Genomic DNA, 17,390 nt, shown 5'->3' with positions numbered 1-17,390 from the left:
ACTCGTGCTCGTGGTACGGGGAGAACCGCTTCTGAGCCTATAACGCACTGGCGCCGAGCGGCATTCCGGAGCGGGAGCAGCCGTCCCCGCAGGAATGCCGCCGACCCTACTTGATGTACAGGGCGTACTGCGGGAGGACGAAGCGCTGGACACTGTCCCGCGCGCTGCCGACGCGCTGGATGCGGATCCGGTCCCGGAAGGACAGACTGTCCCTCCATTTTCGCAGGATGAGCTGCACCTCCTTCCGATGGTGGAATCCGGGCATCGGCGTACCTCCGCCGTCCTGGGGTGACACCGGCGCGGACGGGGCGGCTGTGAGTGAACCCGACATGAGAAATTCACCGTTTGTCGGAACCTCCTGCTGCAATTGGGCAGGGGAAAGCTGGGAATCGGGCATGATCGTCTTTCAAAAAGGAATTAACGGACCAGGAACTGGTGAATTACCAGAAGGTTCGAGGAAACGACGGCCGTCCACAGGGGCTGAACCCTGGAATGCCGTGCCGGGAAGAGGCCGACGGTGAGCCGGCGGGCGCAATCCTCAGGACAGGCGGAGAATGAAGGCGGGGCCGGTGCCGAGGGTCAAGATGCCGCTCGCTGTTGTATTCACAATCCCTACCTCCTGTTCCTGTCGTGCGCTGATAGCTGCGATGCCGTGCATCCCTCCGTCAGGTGATCCTTCGGTTGGGAATGCCCAATGGCATGTAGTAAAGCTACCGTAGGGGAGAACCATTCGTACAGTAATCCGCGAAGAATTGTTGGATTTTTTTCCCGGACACCGGGATTCGGAGGCGATTCGATCATGGCGAACCTTCGGATCCGGGAATTGGATGCGCTGAGATCCTTCGCACTTCTGGGGATCCTGATGGTCAATGTCTGGTATTTCGCGGACCCGTGGGCGCTCTCCGGTTCGACCAGCCCCACGCTGGAGGAACCGGACACCCTGGTGCGCTTCCTGGTCACCCTGCTGTTCGAGGCGAAGTTCTACCTGCTGTTCTCGTTCCTTTTCGGCTACAGCTTCGTCCTCCAATGGGCCTCCGCCGCCGATTCTCCGGCGCCGGTGGTTCCCCGCACCCTGCGGAGGCTGGGATTCCTGGCGGTTCTCGGGATCCTGCACGGGCTCTTCCTGTTCTACGGCGACATCCTCCTGACCTACGCCGTGCTCGGATGCATCCTGCTCGCCACCAGGGCCGCCGTGCCGCGGACGGCCCTGGCGGCGGGCATCATCCTCACCGCTGCCTTCGCGCTGCTGTTCCTGCTCGCGACCCTGGGGATGATCCTTACCTCCCTGGCGGACCCGGCGTCCCCGGAATTCCGGGCCATTCCGGGGGTGGGAACACCGGCGACGACGCCCGCGGCGGCCCTGCAGGACAATGCCGACACCTACCTGCGCATCCTCCCCTCAGTACTGTTCTTCCAGGGGCCGTTGGCTCTGGCAGCGCTGTACGCCGGGCTCGCGGCAGGAAAGGCACGCCTTCTCGAACGGGGCATCCCAGGGCGGGTTCTTCGAGGAACAATCCTCGCCTGCTTGCCGCTGGGCCTGGCCGGGGCAACCGTACAGGCCTATCTCATTCACTACTCCGACGGCGACACCTCGACCACGCTGGCGACCGCGATCTCCGTTGCTACCTCACCCCTGCTGACCGTCAGCTACGCCGCGGCCCTGCTCCTGGCCTTCCGGGCGCGATCCGGCAGGATAATCCTGCAGTTCCTCGAGCCCGCGGGAAGGATGGCCCTCACCAATTACCTGGCGCAGTCGGTCGTTCTGTCCCTGGTCTTCACGGGTTACGGGCTGCGGCTGACGGATCGGGTACCGACGCTCCTGGTGGTGCTCCTCGTCGTCGTCGTCTTTGCGGTGCTGCTCCTGCTCAGCCGCTGGTGGCTTTCCCACTTCCCGCAGGGTCCCGTGGAGTGGGCGCTGCGGAGGGTGACCTACTGGAAGGAGATTCCGCAGGCCTGGGACGCCTGAGGTCGGGCCGGCAGGATACCGGGAAACCTACAGGTTCCAGTGGACGATCGCCGGGGTGTGCTTGTCCCAGCCCAGCGCGCACACCGCCGCGGTACCCAGCACGAAACGTCGTCCCTCGATCGCGGAGAACTGGAGCCAGCGGGCGGCAACAACCCGCAGGAAGTGCCCATGGGCCACGAGGAGCGCGTTCTGCACAGGGTGCGCCTGCGGATCCCGGTCGGCCTGCGTTCCACACCCCGCCTGCACCAGTGAGATAACGCGGTCCGCGCGCTCCGCCACCGAATCGAGCGATTCGCCCTGCGGCGCCCCGTGCGTCCAGATGAGGTACCCGGGATTCTGCTCCCGGACCAGGGCGCTGCTTCTCCCCTCGTTGTCGCCGTAGTCCCATTCATGGGCGTACGGAAGCACCTCGGCGTCCGGGAAGCCCGCGAGTTCGGCAGTCCGCGTGGCACGCTGCAGCGGCGAGGTGTAGACGGCGTCGAAGGCCACACCCTGGAAATGCCGCTTCGCCTCGACGGCCTGCCGCTCGCCGTTCCCGGTCAGGGCCAGGTCGGTCAATCCGGTATACCTGCCATCGCGGGACCACTCCGTTTCGCCGTGCCGCAGGAGCCACAGCCGCGGCAGGGGTGTCCCTGCAGGGGTGAGGTCGGGTGTCGCAGCGCCGGTGGACGGGTTCATGCTTCGCCGCCTTCCTGCGGGTCGCGGCCCGCCTGGGATTCGGGCTGCCCACTCCACCACGCGCGCAGCTTCACCTCGGCGGTATCCCGACCGAGGGGACCGTGGTCCATTCGCTCCTCCATCAGGAAGCGGTAGGCGCGCCCCACTACCGGGCCGGGGCTTATACCGAGCAGCTCCATGATCGCCGCGCCGTCGAGATCCGGCCGGATCGACGCCAGTTCCTCCTGCTCGGCGAGCACCGCGATCCGCGCCTCGAGGTCATCGTAGGCAAAGGCGAGCCGCTCGGCCTTGCGCCTGTTCCGGGTGGTGACATCGGAGCGCGTCAGCCGGTGCAGGCGCTCGAGGAGCGGACCGGCGTCGTTGACGTACCGGCGGACCGCCGAATCGGTCCACCCCGCCTCCCCGTATCCATAGAAGCGCATGTGCAGTTCCACGAGCCGCGAAACGGCCTTGATGGTGTCGTTGTCGAACCTCAGTTCACGCATGCGTCTGGCGGTGAGCTTCGAACCAACGGCGTCATGGTGGCGGAAGCTCACCGCGCCGCTGGGCTCGAATTTCCGGGTGGCGGGTTTGCCGATGTCGTGCAGCAGCGCCGCGAAGCGCAGGACGAAATCGGGGGCCGGCACCGCGCCGTCGTCCCCGGTTTCGAGACCGCACGCCTGTTCCATCACGGTGAGCGAGTGCTGGTACACGTCCTTGTGCTTGTGGTGCTCATCGATTTCAAGGCGGAGAGCCGAAACTTCGGGCAGCACGTGGTCGGCGAGGCCGGTTCCCACCATCACGTCGATCCCGTCCGAAGGCGCGGCCCCGAGGATCAGCTTCATCAGCTCGTCCCGCACCCTCTCCGCGGAAATGATCCCGATGCGTTCAGCCATCGACGTCATCGCCTCGAGGACCTCGGGGGCCACCCTGACGCCGAGCTGCGACACGAACCGCGCCGCGCGCATCATCCGAAGGGGATCATCGGTGAACGACGACGACGGCGCGCCCGGCGTGCGCAGCACCCCCGCACGGAGGTCCTTCACCCCGCCCGAAGGGTCGACCAGCTCCAGGGAGGGCAGTCTCAGGGCCATGGCGTTGATGGTGAAGTCGCGACGGAAGAGATCCTCCTCAAGGCTCGTGCCGAAAGCAACGGTGGGATTCCGCGAGCCGGCATCATAGGATTCGGCGCGGTAGGTGGTGATCTCGAGCTGGTGGCCGTCCTTGCGGAGGCCGATGGTCCCGAAAGCCCTGCCGATTTCCCAGTGCGTGTCAGCCCAGCCCCGGATCACAGCAAGGGTCTGGTCCGGATCCGCGTTGGTGGTGAAATCAAGGTCAGGGGACACCCTGCCCAGAAAGAGATCCCGCACGGGTCCGCCGACCAGGGACAGCTCGAAACCCGCGCTGCTGAACAGCTCCCCCAGTGCGGGCACGACGGCCGGTAGCGGGGCGGTCAGGGTCGACAAATCCAACAGGTGCGCCATAGTCCTTTAAGGGTGCCAGACCGGAAGCCAATTCCCACCACGCCCGCTTCAGGGAACGGATCTGGCCGCGCCGAGACGCACTTCGCCGCGTCGGCGGGCATCCGTCGCCGTCATCACCGGCAGTTAAAGATCGTTAGAGTGGTGCCATGGACCGCCCCGTTCCAAGTGCACCGAAACGCACCCCTTTGACTGTGTCGATGGGTGTGACGGGTGTGCCTGCGGTGCATCATCAGTTGCCCACCGTCGAGGAAGTCTCCGCCGGCGGAATTGTCATCGATACTTCGCGGGAAACCCTCGATGTCGCCATCATCGCGCGCCTGAATCGCGGCGGCCGCCTGGAGTGGTGCCTGCCGAAGGGCCATCCTGAGAACAAGGAGAACAGCGAAGAGGCTGCCATCCGGGAGATCGAGGAGGAGACCGGTATCCAGGGCCGGATCCTGACGGCACTGGGAAGCATCGACTACTGGTTCACCGTCAGCGGCCACCGTGTGCACAAGACGGTCCATCATTTCCTGCTCGCGGCAACGGGCGGTTACCTCACCATCGAAAACGATCCGGACCATGAGGCCGTGGATGTGGCCTGGGTGCCGCTGCATGAGCTCGGCCGCAGGCTGTCCTTTCCCAATGAGCGGCGGATCGCCGACCTCGCCCGGGAAGTCCTCCCCGAGTACCTTTAGCGCAAGCCGCGCCGGGGGCGACAGCCGCTGCCCGCACAGATTGCCGCAGCACCGCGATTGAATGAGACGATGATGTGCGATGTCGGAACACAACACAGCCTCAATTCCCGTCCAGGACGCCGGCGTCGGCCGTCCATACGCCGCACCTCCGGGACCGAACGCACCACGCCAAAGCGCGCCCCCTGACGAATCGGCTGATTCCAACACACCGGTGCCGGACACCACCGCGCGTTCGAGTGCCATCATGGCGGCCGGCACGCTCGTGTCCCGATTGCTCGGTTTGGTCCGGGTCGCCCTTCTGGCCACCGCGATCGGTGCCTCCGGACAAGTATCGGACCTGTTCACCTCGGCCAACAACCTGCCGAACTTCATCTACCTCATGGTGGCCGGGGGTGTCTTCAACGCGGTCCTGGTGCCGCAGATCATCCGGGCCAGCAGATTACCCGACCGCGGCGCTGACTACGTGAGCCGCCTGATGACGCTCGCCGCGGCCGTCCTGCTGGTCCTCACCATCCTGGTGACGCTCGCTGCGCCCTTCATCGTGGGGATCACCACCAGCATCACGGGCGACAGGCTTGCCCTGGCCGTCACCTTCGCCTACTGGTGCCTGCCGCAGATCTTCTTCTACGGGATGTACGCCGTCACCGGTCAGATACTGAACGCCAACGGTTCTTTTGGCCCGTACATGTGGGCTCCGGTGGTCAACAACGTCATCTCGATCGCCTTCCTGATCGTCTTCATTTCGCTGACCGGGGCGGAGCAGAGCGAGCAGCACACCCCCGAAACGTGGACCACCAACCAGACGCTCCTCCTGGCCGGCGGCACCACGGTGGGCATCATCCTCCAGGCCCTCGTCCTGCTGGTCCCCCTGAAGAAATTGCATCTCGGGCTGCGTCCCCGCTTCGGCCTCCGAGGTACAGGCCTTGGCCGGACGGGCAAGCTCGCGTCGGTGACCATCGTGACGATGCTCGTGGGCAACGGTCTGTACCTGATCAACCAGAAGGTCGCGACAATCGCCTCGGAGGCCAGGGCGGGCTTCCTCGCGCAGGATCCGCCGGTACTGATCGCGGGGCTCACCAACCTCGAATTCGGAGCGCTCGTCTACCAGTTGCCCCACTCCGTCATTGCGCTGTCGCTTGCGACGGTGATGTTCAACCAGCTTTCGAAGGCACACGCGGAGAACGACATGCCCGCCGTCAAGGCCACGCTGTCCCATGGACTGCGCACCATCGGCGTGGCCACCGTCTTCGGCGCCTCCGTGCTGCTGGCCTTCGCGGGCCCTCTTGGTGCGCTCTTCAGCGAATCGAGGGAAAGCGCCGCCCTCAACGGGGTCATCATCACCATCCTCGCCCTGGGCGCCCCCTTCCTCAGCGCGAACTTCTTCCTGAACCGGGTCTTCTACGCCAGCGAGGACGTGAAGACCCCGCTGAAGATCCAGCTCATCCTCTCCGCCATGGGGGTCGGCTTCGCACTTGTCGCCGGGTCCTTCTCACCGGAACTGATCGTTCCCGTGCTGGCTGCGTCCTATTCGTTGGGGAACGCCATCGCCGTCGTCGTCAGCCATCTCTTCCTGACCCGCCGGATAGGACCCTACGGGGCGGGTCGTATCTTCGATGTCCATGTGCGCTTCATCCTTGCCGGCATGGTGTCCGCCCTCGTGGGAACCGGGATACTGTGGCTTTTCGGCGGCTACGAGCCCGTCGGCTATGTCTGGAATTCGAAGCTGAACGCCGTCGTCGTGCTGGTGCTCGGCGGCACGGCCATGGCCGGTGCCTATCTGCTGATGCTCAGGCTGCTCAGGGTGCGTGAACTCAGCGATTTCCTTGCTCCGCTGCTGACCCGTTTCCGGCGCTCCCGGAACTAGCCCCAGAACCGGGGGTTCCGCGCGGCGAACGGTAGCATGGGTAGAAATCAACGAGTTTTTGCGGGAGGAACACGTGCCAGAAGCAGTGGATGTCGGGTCAGTATTAGGGGGCCGGTACAAGGTCACCGCCTACGTCCTGGCTTCTGCTGAGAAGGACCTGGTGCTCGACGGCATGGATCAGGTCCTGAACCGGCAGGTGAGTATCCTGGTCGCTTCTTCCGGGAACGGAACCAGGGTCGCCTCCAGCGCACGCGAGCTCGCGACCGGTGAGCGCCCCGGCAGCATCCAGGTGCTCGATCTCGCGATCACCGACGATGCCACGTATCTCGTGACCAACCGCGCATCTGCCGCCGATCTGCTGGACCTCATTGTTCAGCAGGAGCCGGTTCAGCCGGAGCCCGTCTACACCGAACCCTTCTTCACCGACACGTTGGGCTCGGAGATCTTCGGGGTTGCCCGCTCGACCGACCCTGAGGACGACGACGAGGAGGAGGGAGAGGAGCCGGAGCGCCGCTCGCGTCTCTCGGGTTTCTCGAAAAGGTTCAGCAGGCAGGCCGGCGCGAACGAGGATACGGCGCCGAACAGTGTGAACCAGCCGAAGCGGGAGGGTCCACGATCCCCGGCGAACGGATCCAGCCCGGCTCCCCGGACTGTGCCCGCACCTCCGAGCGGACCGCCGCGCGCGGTCCCCGGGACAGAGGCGCCGGACGGAATCTCACCTGCTGCATCCGGTGTCCAGGGAAACAGTGCCAAAGTGACGCGGCTGCCTGACGAGGACTCACCGCACGGCACGCGGCTGCCTGCCGCCGGTGTTCCTGCAGGTGCAGTGCTGGCCGGTGGTGCGGCTGCGGCGGTATCCCGCCACCCTGAACGGGCCGCGTCACATTTCCCTGCCGGCGCGAACGACCAGCGGTGGGACAGCGACGACGATAGTCCCGACACCGACGATACCTACGACGACACGGCGTACGACACCGACCCCGGTGTGTATGACGACGACTCCGACGACAGCAAGAGCCGCAAGTTCAGCCGCATCCTGGTGGGTGCCGTACTCACCCTCGTCCTCGTTGCGGCGGTATTCCTCGCCGCGACACAGCTCGGCAACTTCAGTAGCGACGTCGCCGGGCCCGCCGGACCCACCCCGACCGAACCCCAGGCCACAGCCGAGGCCACATCCGCCCAGCCCAGCGCCTCACCGGAACCGGTTCCCGACGCGGTGGCGCCCGTTGCGACCGGCGTGACGCGGTTCGTGCCGAACAACCCGGCGCTGGACGCACCGAACGACACCAATCTGCCACTGATCATCGATGGCAATCCGGCTACTTTCTGGGGCAGCTACGTCTACGCCAATGAGGTGTTCGGCGGGCTGGCGCAAAGCCTCGCGCTCGTCGTCGAACTGGAGGAAGAATCAACCATCTCCCAGGTTGACATCACTCAGCTCAACGGATCCGGGGGAAGCTTTTCCGTCCTGATCAACGACGAGCCGACGCTCACCGGCGCGGAACAGATCGCCCAGGGCGGGTTCACTGCACCGACGGTGTCCCTTCCGGTGCCGGCGGGAAGCGACGGGCCTCCTACTGCGCAGTACGTGATCATCAACTTCACCCAGCTGCCCCGGCTCTCCAACATCCAGGCGCAGTTCCCGTGGGGCCTCAGGATCGCCGAGATCAGCGTCTCCTAGAACCACGCCGGGCGCTGGTTCCACGCCCTCGACGGGCCGCCGCCGCAGGACAGCTCTGGAATAAGCGGAGGCCCGACGCCGTTGGACAAGGTGTCCGCAGCTCTGTGAAAAGCATGCAAGCCAGCGTAGACAATGACAGGAAGGTCCACAGTAACCGTGACTACACTCTCCGACGTGACCGTACAGGCATCGCCTGGTCAGGATCGGCCGGACGCAGGCCAGAAAGTCCACGATGTGATCATCGTCGGCTCGGGTCCCTCCGGCTACACCGCCGCCGTGTACGCTGCGCGCGCCAACCTCAAACCGCTGCTCATCGCGAGTTCGGTCAAGGCCGGCGGCGAATTGATGAACACGACCGATGTCGAGAACTACCCGGGATTTCCGGAGGGCGTCATGGGGCCCGACCTGATGGAGAGCTTCGAGAAGCAGGCGACGCGCTTCGGTACGGAGATCCTCTTCGAGGATGTCGTCTCCGCCGAGCTCTCCGGCGAGATCAAGCGGCTCACGATCGCCACAGGTGAGGTCTTCCTGGCCCGCGCCGTCATCATCTCGACGGGCTCCGCCTACCGCGACATCGGGCTCGACGACGAAAAGCGGCTTTCCGGCCATGGCGTGAGCTGGTGTGCAACCTGCGACGGCTTCTTCTTCCGCGATCAGGACATCGTTGTCGTCGGCGGCGGGGACTCTGCCATGGAAGAAGCGCTGTTCCTCACGAAGTTCGCCCGGTCGGTCACGGTGGTACATCGCCGGGACACGCTGCGCGCCTCCAAGATCATGCAGGACCGCGCCTTTGCCCACGAGAAGATCAGCTTCGCCTGGAACTCTGAAGTAGTCGCCATCCAGGGCGCGGACAAGGTGGCAGGCGTGACCCTCCGGAGCACCGTCGATGGGTCAGTGCAGGAGCTTTCCGTCACCGGCGTCTTCGTGGCCATCGGCAATGATCCCCGGGTCGAGCTCGTGAAGGATCAGCTGGCCCTTACCTCGGAGGGAACGATCGCAGTCCAGGGCAGGACGTCGAAGACCTCCGTTGCCGGTGTCTTCGCCGCCGGCGACGTCATCGACCCGACCTACCGCCAGGCGATCACCGCTTCCGGGTCCGGCTGTGTGGCCGCGATAGATGTCGAGCACTACCTCGCCGACATCGGTGACACGGTCCCGACTGCTGCCACGGTGCCTACACCCCCCGCCGAGGCCGTGTCGGAGAACGCAACCCTCTGAGAACCGCAACCAGCTATCCAAAGGAGTTTGAATGAGTTCCGCAAAAGATGTAACCGATGCTTCGTTCACCAGCGACGTGCTCGAATCACCGAAACCAGTAATCGTTGATTTCTGGGCCGAGTGGTGTGGACCCTGCCGAAAACTATCCCCTATCCTCGATGAAATCGCTGCCGAGCACTCGGAGAAGATCAACGTGGTGAAGGTGAACGTCGACGACAATCCTGCGATCGCTGCAAAGTACGGGATAACTTCCATCCCGGCCGTGTACGTCTTCAGCTCAGGCGAAGTGGCTGCGACCTCCATCGGCGCCAAGCCGAAACATGTTCTCGAGCAGGAGTTCGCGGCTTTCCTCTGACCCGACGATCGCCCCTCAGCACTCCGCAGAGCATTCAACGACCCGGTCACCTCCAGGTGGCCGGGTTTCTGCATGGGGCTGTCAAGCGGCCGTCATGCGTCGTGATCGATGTCCTTCTCGATCAGCCCGGGGTCACGCGCCGCGTGGTACCGCTCACCGGCGGCAACCCGCCCGGTACCGTCCATCGGTAGACCCGACTGTTTCACGTGAAACGTAGCGCCTGGAAGTTCGACCCCTCGCCCATTGAGGGCACCGTGCGGCTGGAACCACGGCTGCCGTCGCCCCCGCTGTGATACCGAGGGCAACCGGCCGTCCGTGAAGGAAAGATCAGAAGAAAGCGCCGGTCGGCTGAGGAGGATCGTTCTTGTTGAACAGGGACTGCCTTTCGCTGGGGCGATCAGCTGCGGTCTCGGGAGCATCGGTCTCAGGAAAGGACCCACGGTTCCGGCGCCTTGGGATAGGAGCGCCGGGGAAGAGGCGCCGGGAAGAAGCTCCCCGGCTCAAGTACCAAAACCTGAGTCTCCGGAGACGATCGACATTTCACATCCGGGTACGCGACCAGTCTCGCCCGAGCGTCTTGCAACCTTGTATTGTCGCAGCACGCGAATCTGCATTTGTCCGCAACGACCCGAATTCATTGGTACGGGCGATGGTTGCAGCCGCCGATGGCACCTCGAAGGCACTGGATGTGACCCGGTCGCCGCCGGACTGCCTACCCCGTTCAGCCGCTTGCGCAGGTCTGGTTTCACGTGAAACACCATTCGCCTTCTGATCATCGATGATCATCCTGCGGGAAACGATGTAGGCCCCCATAGCGCGCTCAGGGCACCCGGTCGGCTATGCCGTTTCGGAATTGTCACGAGACGCTGTTCCACACCGAGAACCTGGGTCGCAGAACGGATCCTTCTTTCCGGACGTCAGCCTAAGGCTACGCAGCACCCTGTTAGGTCCCGTTAACACGCCATCGGCTGCGGACTGGCGGATGCGACAAGGCGCCGCTCCTATACTGGCAACTGCTGACCCGCGGGAAACTGACGCGCTGACACTGCGCAATTCCGCAGACCGGGACACCGGGCGTGAGCGGGAGGGCCAACTTTTTAGGTCGGATGACACCGGTGCGATAAGTCGCTCAAAGTGCGGACCCGCCCCGCGCGAATGCACCTTTTGGCGTCCTTCCAGCGATTCCGCAGCGGTGAAGAGAGTTCTCCTCATAGCGTGCGAGCCCGGTGTTCCAATGAGTCCGGCAGATCAGCAATCATGGGTCAAATTAGCGAGACGTAACTGCCAGCAGAACTTCGCGCACTGTAAACACCTGACCATCCGTGCCAGCCCTGCATGTTTCACGTGAAACGATGTCCACCCAATTGACGCCTGAATCTCGCGAAGCCGCTCCCGAGAAGTACGAAGCGGGCTCGAACGTCGGGAAGGAGTCGGCAATTCCGGAGGGAAAGGGACCGTCAGTTCTCAGTTGGCGCGAGCACGCCCATGATCCTGTTCAGGTCATCGACGGAGGCGAACTCGATGCTGACTTTCCCCTTCCGTGCGCCGAGGGTGATCTTGACGCTCGTGTCCAGGCGGTCGGACAGAGAGGAAGCGAGGTAGTCGAGCCTCTCGTGGCGTGCCCCGGCTTTCGGGGTGGACTCTCTCGCCGGCCGTCGTAAACCATCGCTCATGGCCACGATCTCCTCGGTGGAGCGCACGGATAGCCCCTCAGCGACGATCCGCTGGGCGAGCTTCTCCATCTCGGCCTGATCCGCGAGTCCGAGGAGCGCACGCGCGTGACCGGCCGAGATGATTCCAGCTGCCACACGACGCTGCACGAGGGGAGGAAGCTTCAGGAGACGAAGCGTATTCGATATCTGGGGTCGTGACCGACCGATTCGACCGGATAGCTCCTCATGGGAACATCCGAAGTCATCGAGGAGCTGCTGGTAGGCAGCTGCCTCCTCGAGGGGATTGAGCGAACTTCGGTGGAGGTTCTCCAAGAGAGCGTCCCTCAACAGGTCATCATCACCCGTGAGGCGAATGATCGCAGGGACGGTTGTAAGTCCCGCCTCCCGCGTCGCACGCCATCGACGCTCACCCATCACCAGTTCGTAGCCGGTAGCTCCGTTTTCCTGCGAAGGCCGGACGACGATGGGCTGAAGTACTCCCACCTCGCGGATGGAGTGCGCCAGTTCCGCCAACTCGTCGGCATCGAATTCCTGCCGGGGCTGCTTACGATTGGCATGGATCGAATCAATGGGCAGCTCAGCAAACTGCGCTCCAGGAACCTCCACAAGAGCGCCGGGCGATTCCCCCGGGGCCGCGGAGGCAGTATGCGTCACTGTTTCACGTGAAACACTTCCATTCCGGGCAATACCAGGTACAACAACGCTATCCTCGGCAATAGCACCGTCGGTCTCGGTGGCAGGAACACCGGCCTCGAAATCAGGAACGACCTTCTCGACCAGACTCGCCGGCGGTTCGACGTGCGACTCACCGTTCGATACGGCCTTTTCGGCGCCACCTGGGACGTCCTCCTTGGTTTCACGTGAAACAGCAGTCTTATCGTCACTGCCTCCGATGACCGCCCGCGCCGCCTTTCCCGCTTTCAGCGAGGGGACACTGGTGCGGGGAGTGGAGCGTGTCTTCGACCGCAGCGTGGTCGATGCATCCTTTTCGCTCGGCACGCCGTCCGCACCGTCCTGCCGGGCCTGCTGCCGGAGTGCTTCCTGATGGTTGCGGGACGCCTCGAAGAAAAGGTCCGCCGGACGACTTCCCGCCCGCCGGCTCTCCACTTCGACAGGAGCAGCCTCTTCGACTGGAGCGCTGGGGATAAGTGCCCCGAGTCCCCGGCCTAACCCTCGGCGCTTCTCAACCATGACGATTCCTCCAATAAGCAGGGACAACCCGTGCGGTAAACCTATAGGGACAGGACATGCTGCGTGTTAAGCCTTATCTACCCGCGCTCGGCGATTTCGCCAGCAGCTTCCAGGTAGGACAACGCTCCACTTGATGACGGATCGTAGGTCATCACGGTCTGCTGGTAGCTGGGTGCTTCAGAGATCCTCACCGATCGCGGGACAAGTGCCTTCAGCACTTGTTCAGGGAAGTGTTCCCGCACTTCCGCTGCCACTTGGGCGGCAAGATTCGTCCGTCCGTCATACATGGTGAGCAGGATGGTCGACACGACGAGGTCCGCGTTCAGGTGCTTCTGGATCATTTCGATGTTCTTCAGCAGCTGGCTCAAACCCTCCAGAGCGTAGTACTCACACTGGATGGGAATGAGTACCTCCTGGGCGGCAACGAAAGCGTTGACCGTCAGCAGGCCGAGGCTCGGGGGACAGTCGATGAAGATATAGTCCAGGCGTGCCTCACCGGATGCTTCGCGATCCCTTGCGTAGGCATCGATGGCCCGGCGAAGGCGTTGTTCCCGGGCCACCAGTGAGACGAGTTCGATTTCTGCGCCGGCGAGGTGAATGGTTGCCGGAGCGCAGATGAGATTCTCCACATCGGGACAGGGGGCAACCACCTTCCCCAGTGGGAGGTCGTCGATCAGGACATCATAGATACTGTCCACCTCGGCGTGGTGGTCGATCCCGAGTGCGGTCGAGGCATTTCCCTGGGGGTCGATATCGATGACCAGAACCTTCAGTCCGGCCGAGGCCAGCGCGGCGGCTATATTGACGGTCGTCGTGGTCTTGCCCACTCCGCCCTTCTGATTACTCACCGTCATCACCCGGGTGCGGTCCGGGCGGGGGAGCTTCCTGCCCAGCAGCTTTGCCCGCCGCCGGGTTTCCTGTGCCAACTCCCGCCCGAGCGGTGAGGAGTCGTCCATGGTTTCCATGACACTCCTGGTTCCGCTCGCTTTCTTGCCGGCGGGCAACGGCTTCGGATCCGTCAAGATAGCTTTCGTTTCACGTGAAACAATTCCTACAATCGGTTTGACAAATGATTTGGTTGGTTTCTCAATCGGGCCGGCCGCCGGGTTCGAGCCAGGGGCCGGAGAGAAAGTTCCTCCGGTCGCGGCGTCTTTTCTGGTCACTCAACTGCTCACTCTCGAGATGCCGGACACTATCAGCTACAAGACTAACGGGTGGACCGCTTCGCTACAGCGTTCTGCCTGTCAGCCGGCTCGCTATATGGTCCGCGGCGGTGACAATCCGGGCTCCGGAACTCAGCCGACCCGGACGCGCACCACTGTCGTCGGCTCTTCGAGGATCCCGGCTCCAACAGTGATGATTTCTGCCGCTGAACCGCCCAGTTTCCGGATCGCCCGGCCGGCCTTCGCCACTTCCTCCGAGGCACTTCGACCCTTGATCGCCAGGACCTCGCCGTGACCGTGCAACAGCGGAATGGTCAGTTGCATGAGGCCCCCCAGGGCCGAGACGGCACGGGCGGTGACCACGTCGACGTCGACGTCGTCCACCACCTGCTCGGCCCGCGCCCGGCGGACCACCACATTCTTCAACCCAAGGTCCCGGACGACCTCGTCGAGCCAGGTGACCCTGCGCTCCAGCGGCTCCACCAACTCGAGGGAGAGATCCGGCCGGGCGATCGCCAGGGCGATGCCGGGCAACCCCGCACCGCTGCCCACATCGCAGACCGACACCTGCTGCCCGATCAGTTCCGACACCACTGCACAGTTCAGCACATGCCTGCTCCATAGCCGGGGTACTTCGCGGGGGCCCAATAGACCCCGCTCAATCCCGGACGTGGCCAGATGGAGCACGAAGCGCTCCGCCAGCCCCACCCGATCCCCGAAGATTGCCGAGGCAGCCGTTCTCTCGGCATCGGTCATCACCGGCACCACGGCGGGCGCAACGTCCCCCGTGGGCACGTCAGGCATCGCCCTGTGAGATGACAATATGCCGACCGGGACCTTCTCCCTCGGACTCGCTTGCCATTCCCAGTTCCGCCACAGCGTCGTGGACGATCTTCCGTTCGTACGCCGTCATGGGCGGGAGCGCAGTATCGTCACCTGTTTCCTTCACCTCGGCGACCGCCTCCTCCGCCATCTTCCGCAGCTCTTTTCCGCGCACATCTCGGTAGTTGTCGACGTCGAGTACCAGCCGTGACCTGTTCTCGGTGGCCGTCAGGACGGATAGTCGCGTCAGCTCCTGGAGAGCTTCCAGCACTTCTCCGTCGCGTCCGACGAGCGCGCGTAACCCGCTGTCCGCGGCATCTTCGGAAACGATCGAGATGTAGGTCCGCCCACTTCGTACCTCGATGTCGATATCTCCGTCGATGTCGGCGATGTCGAGCAGTTCCTCGAGGTAGTCAGCAGCAACGTCGCCCTCATCCTCCAGCCGGGACGCCTTCGTCGCGGGATCGAGGTCTGCCGGGTCGTCGGTCGCGAACTGCTCTTCGTTATCGATGGTCATCGCTTTTTCCTCTTCTTACGCGGCTGCACCCGCTGGCCCCGTGGCTCGGGAACGGATTCTACGGCGGGTTCGGCTTTTCGTTCGCCCAGAAGGGGCACTACCGGCAGGCCCTTCTTGGCGCGCCGTTCCGCCAGTGCCTTGGCCGCCGGCGAGCCCGGGGTAGGCATCCTGCGGATGACGTAGAACTGCTGCACCATCGTCCACAGGTTGGTGGTGGTCCAGTAGACGAGGACACCGATGGGGAAATTGATGCCGCCGATTCCGAAAACCAGCGGAAGGATATAGAGCATCATCTTCTGCTGGCGCATGAAGGGGCTCTGCATGGCCTCCTCGGACATGTTCTTCGCCATGATCTGCTTCTGCGTAATGAACTGGGAGGCAGTCATTGCGAGGATCATGATGACCGAGAGAATGATGACACTGAGATTTCCGTTGCCGCCGAAGCTTCCCAGGAAAGTCGACGAAAGGGGCGCTCCGAGGATGGTTGCGTCGTCGAACTGGCGAACGGACTCGACCGACAATGCGCCGACTTCCTCACCCCCTGCGCTGGCCCGCGAAATCCCGTTGAGGACGGTGAAGAGCGCGAAGAAGAACGGCATCTGGATCAGGATGGGCAGGCAGGCAGCAAACGGATTGGTACCGTGCTTCTTGTACAGGGCCATCTGTTCCTGCGTCATCGCCTGACGTGACAGCTGGTCGGACTTGCCCTTGTACTTCTGCTGGAGCTTCCTCAGGTCAGGCTGGAGTGCCTGCATGCCTCGCTGGGCCTTGATCTGCTTGACGAAGACGGGAATCAGCGCCGCGCGGATAACAACGACCAGACCAACAATGGACAGGGTCCAGGTCCAGCCGGATGCCGGATCCATGCCGATGGCGCTGAACCCTTCGTGGAACATGAACATGATCCATGACACGAGCCACCTGAACGGCGACAGTATTGTCTCGAAGAAATCCATAATCAGTTAGCTCCTCGGGCCGCGGGGCGGCTTTCATCATCGGCTGGAATCACCGGGTGGTTCAACACAATAATTGTGGGGACTTTTCCTGGAGGAAAGATCCGTCGACCGTCCGGCACGTGGTCCACTCCGCCTTCATTCCAAGGATGACACCTGAAAATCCTCCGCACGGCCAGTGCTGAACCCCTCACCGCACCGTGAACGGTGACTGCCTCGAGCGCGTAGGCCGAACAGCTCGGGAAGAACCTGCACACAGGTCCATACACGGGGGAGATGATCCGGCGGTATACCTGAAGGATGATGATCAGCCCGTTCCGGGACAGATCCATGAGCAGTCCGGAAGCCCTGGTGTACCGGGTGTCGGTACTACTCACGATCCCTTACCTTCCATAGCCGCAGTGTCCCGAGTGGTGAGACGCTTCATCACCGCAGTAAGTGCCTTATCCAGATCCGTCGACAGTTCAGGCCAGCCGGCATCCGCGGATGGGGGCAGGGCCCTCACCACAAAATCCAGACCCTGCGGGTTCCTCAGTAGAACCACGGCAGCCGCTGCACGCAGTCTCCGCTTAACGAGATTGCGTGTGACGGCGTTCCCAACGTTCTTCCCCACAATAAACCCGAACCGGCTCGAGTCGGCCATGGAAGTAACTGATCCGTATAGCACTACGTTCCGGCGCCCAGAGCGGGCACCGGAACGTACAGTCCGTGAAAATTCCGGTGCCGTGCGGATCCTGTTCACTGCCGGAAGCATGGAATACCCCGTTTCACCCAGTTCGACTGGAGCGGGTTGCTACCGGCGTGGACTTCGAATTGCACGGTCCAGGTGGTTGGGCCGCTTATGCCGAGAGTTCGGTACGGCCCTTGCCGCGGCGTGCCGACAGAATGGCACGGCCTGCGCGGGTACGCATGCGGAGGCGGAAACCGTGCTTCTTGGCACGACGGCGGTTATTCGGCTGAAAGGTCCGCTTGCTCACTGTAATTACTCCAGAACGATCTTGGGATGCGCCCGGCCCATTGCAACAAGGGGGAGGAACAGACTGACGCGGCTAGGTGCACATCCACAGATCACCCGGAACGCCAGGATCTTGGACCCTGAAACCCCGGAACACCGTCACGCACCGAGGCCTCTTAGTACCCGGAGCAATTGTGATGGCATGCGAAATGCA

General features: G+C 63.5%; 17 protein-coding genes. 6 read left to right on the top strand and 11 right to left on the bottom strand.

The genetic code is table 11. From position 1 onward, the window contains the following. Nucleotides 1–106: 106 nt before the first annotated feature. The gene (locus tag Y704_RS0117390) at nt 107–397 is read right to left on the bottom strand and encodes a hypothetical protein (protein WP_026551047.1); all 291 of its coding nucleotides are present in this window, start codon (nt 395–397) and stop codon (nt 107–109) included. A gap of 402 nt (nt 398–799) precedes the next feature. Here Y704_RS0117390 and Y704_RS0117380 point away from each other — a divergent pair, with 402 nt between their 5' ends. After that, nucleotides 800–1,966, top strand: coding sequence for a DUF418 domain-containing protein (locus Y704_RS0117380; protein ID WP_035773297.1), 1,167 nt, complete (start codon nt 800–802; stop codon nt 1,964–1,966). A 27-nt stretch (nt 1,967–1,993) separates the two neighbouring features. On the opposite strand, the gene Y704_RS0117375 is transcribed toward Y704_RS0117380, so the two are convergent. Then, a complete protein-coding gene (locus Y704_RS0117375; RefSeq protein ID WP_051477342.1) occupies nt 1,994–2,644 on the bottom strand; it encodes a histidine phosphatase family protein in 651 nt (216 codons plus the stop codon). Continuing rightward, on the bottom strand, nt 2,641–4,107 hold the full coding sequence (locus Y704_RS0117370) for a CCA tRNA nucleotidyltransferase (RefSeq protein ID WP_026551044.1): 1,467 nt from the start codon (nt 4,105–4,107) through the stop codon (nt 2,641–2,643). Before Y704_RS0117370 ends, Y704_RS0117375 begins: the two co-directional genes overlap by 4 nt. A 146-nt stretch (nt 4,108–4,253) precedes the next feature. Here Y704_RS0117370 and Y704_RS0117365 point away from each other — a divergent pair, with 146 nt between their 5' ends. The 5 genes from Y704_RS0117365 to trxA all read left to right on the top strand — a co-directional run bounded on the left by Y704_RS0117365 (nt 4,254) and on the right by trxA (nt 9,902). Further along, nucleotides 4,254–4,784: an NUDIX hydrolase gene (locus Y704_RS0117365; protein WP_026551043.1), complete on the top strand. Its 531-nt coding sequence runs from the start codon at nt 4,254–4,256 to the stop codon at nt 4,782–4,784. Between the two features lie 79 nt (nt 4,785–4,863). Continuing rightward, entirely contained in the window at nt 4,864–6,648 is a 1,785-nt protein-coding gene (murJ, locus tag Y704_RS0117360; RefSeq protein WP_026551042.1) for a murein biosynthesis integral membrane protein MurJ, read from the top strand. 73 nt (nt 6,649–6,721) lie between these two features. Further along, nucleotides 6,722–8,329 carry a hypothetical protein gene (locus tag Y704_RS0117355; protein ID WP_155850421.1) on the top strand — a complete coding sequence of 536 codons (1,608 nt, stop codon included), beginning with the start codon at nt 6,722–6,724 and terminating at the stop codon, nt 8,327–8,329. A 174-nt stretch (nt 8,330–8,503) separates the two neighbouring features. Continuing rightward, nucleotides 8,504–9,547: a thioredoxin-disulfide reductase gene (gene trxB / locus Y704_RS22375; protein WP_051477338.1), complete on the top strand. Its 1,044-nt coding sequence runs from the start codon at nt 8,504–8,506 to the stop codon at nt 9,545–9,547. Between the two features lie 31 nt (nt 9,548–9,578). Further along, nucleotides 9,579–9,902, top strand: coding sequence for a thioredoxin (gene trxA, locus Y704_RS0117345; RefSeq protein WP_026551040.1), 324 nt, complete (start codon nt 9,579–9,581; stop codon nt 9,900–9,902). Between the two features lie 1,457 nt (nt 9,903–11,359). Here trxA and Y704_RS0117335 read toward each other — a convergent pair. The 8 genes from Y704_RS0117335 to rpmH all read right to left on the bottom strand — a co-directional run bounded on the left by Y704_RS0117335 (nt 11,360) and on the right by rpmH (nt 17,198). Next, entirely contained in the window at nt 11,360–12,766 is a 1,407-nt protein-coding gene (locus tag Y704_RS0117335; RefSeq protein ID WP_026551039.1) for a ParB/RepB/Spo0J family partition protein, read from the bottom strand. 77 nt (nt 12,767–12,843) lie between these two features. Beyond that, nucleotides 12,844–13,731: a ParA family protein gene (locus tag Y704_RS0117330; RefSeq protein ID WP_026551038.1), complete on the bottom strand. Its 888-nt coding sequence runs from the start codon at nt 13,729–13,731 to the stop codon at nt 12,844–12,846. A 330-nt stretch (nt 13,732–14,061) separates the two neighbouring features. Continuing rightward, nucleotides 14,062–14,694, bottom strand: a complete 633-nt coding sequence (rsmG, locus tag Y704_RS0117325) for a 16S rRNA (guanine(527)-N(7))-methyltransferase RsmG (RefSeq protein ID WP_155850425.1) — start codon at nt 14,692–14,694, stop codon at nt 14,062–14,064. 31 nt (nt 14,695–14,725) lie between these two features. Beyond that, complete coding sequence (locus Y704_RS0117320; RefSeq protein WP_026551036.1) at nt 14,726–15,268, bottom strand: Jag family protein; 543 nt, start codon at nt 15,266–15,268, stop codon at nt 14,726–14,728. Next, nucleotides 15,265–16,224 (bottom strand): membrane protein insertase YidC, encoded by a 960-nt coding sequence (gene yidC, locus Y704_RS0117315; protein ID WP_026551035.1) that lies wholly within the window; start codon nt 16,222–16,224, stop codon nt 15,265–15,267. Before yidC ends, Y704_RS0117320 begins: the two co-directional genes overlap by 4 nt. A gap of 2 nt (nt 16,225–16,226) precedes the next feature. Continuing rightward, entirely contained in the window at nt 16,227–16,553 is a 327-nt protein-coding gene (gene yidD / locus Y704_RS23670; protein ID WP_081747745.1) for a membrane protein insertion efficiency factor YidD, read from the bottom strand. A gap of 41 nt (nt 16,554–16,594) precedes the next feature. Then, nucleotides 16,595–16,975 (bottom strand): ribonuclease P protein component, encoded by a 381-nt coding sequence (gene rnpA / locus Y704_RS0117310; RefSeq protein ID WP_026551034.1) that lies wholly within the window; start codon nt 16,973–16,975, stop codon nt 16,595–16,597. 85 nt (nt 16,976–17,060) lie between these two features. Next, on the bottom strand, nt 17,061–17,198 hold the full coding sequence (gene rpmH / locus Y704_RS23665; protein ID WP_022892375.1) for a 50S ribosomal protein L34: 138 nt from the start codon (nt 17,196–17,198) through the stop codon (nt 17,061–17,063). Nucleotides 17,199–17,390: the final 192 nt, after the last annotated feature.

Source organism: Arthrobacter sp. Br18, assembly GCF_000520555.1.
Classification (GTDB): domain Bacteria; phylum Actinomycetota; class Actinomycetes; order Actinomycetales; family Micrococcaceae; genus Arthrobacter_D.
Note: the sequence above shows the minus strand (reverse complement) of the source record. Positions and strands in the feature narration are given on the sequence as shown.

Excerpts from the sequence above, each read along its gene's own strand:
- Y704_RS0117390 (WP_026551047.1), bottom strand. The coding sequence starts at position 397 with ATGCCCGATTCCCAGCTTTCCCCTGCCCAATTGCAGCAGGAGGTTCCG.
- Y704_RS0117380 (WP_035773297.1), top strand. The coding sequence starts at position 800 with ATGGCGAACCTTCGGATCCGGGAATTGGATGCGCTGAGATCCTTCGCA.
- Y704_RS0117375 (WP_051477342.1), bottom strand. The coding sequence starts at position 2,644 with ATGAACCCGTCCACCGGCGCTGCGACACCCGACCTCACCCCTGCAGGG.
- Y704_RS0117370 (WP_026551044.1), bottom strand. The coding sequence starts at position 4,107 with ATGGCGCACCTGTTGGATTTGTCGACCCTGACCGCCCCGCTACCGGCC.
- Y704_RS0117365 (WP_026551043.1), top strand. The coding sequence starts at position 4,254 with ATGGACCGCCCCGTTCCAAGTGCACCGAAACGCACCCCTTTGACTGTG.
- murJ (WP_026551042.1), top strand. The coding sequence starts at position 4,864 with ATGTCGGAACACAACACAGCCTCAATTCCCGTCCAGGACGCCGGCGTC.
- trxA (WP_026551040.1), top strand. The coding sequence starts at position 9,579 with ATGAGTTCCGCAAAAGATGTAACCGATGCTTCGTTCACCAGCGACGTG.
- Y704_RS0117335 (WP_026551039.1), bottom strand. The coding sequence starts at position 12,766 with ATGGTTGAGAAGCGCCGAGGGTTAGGCCGGGGACTCGGGGCACTTATC.
- Y704_RS0117330 (WP_026551038.1), bottom strand. The coding sequence starts at position 13,731 with ATGGAAACCATGGACGACTCCTCACCGCTCGGGCGGGAGTTGGCACAG.
- Y704_RS0117320 (WP_026551036.1), bottom strand. The coding sequence starts at position 15,268 with ATGACCATCGATAACGAAGAGCAGTTCGCGACCGACGACCCGGCAGAC.
- yidC (WP_026551035.1), bottom strand. The coding sequence starts at position 16,224 with ATGGATTTCTTCGAGACAATACTGTCGCCGTTCAGGTGGCTCGTGTCA.
- yidD (WP_081747745.1), bottom strand. The coding sequence starts at position 16,553 with ATGGATCTGTCCCGGAACGGGCTGATCATCATCCTTCAGGTATACCGC.
- rnpA (WP_026551034.1), bottom strand. The coding sequence starts at position 16,975 with ATGCTTCCGGCAGTGAACAGGATCCGCACGGCACCGGAATTTTCACGG.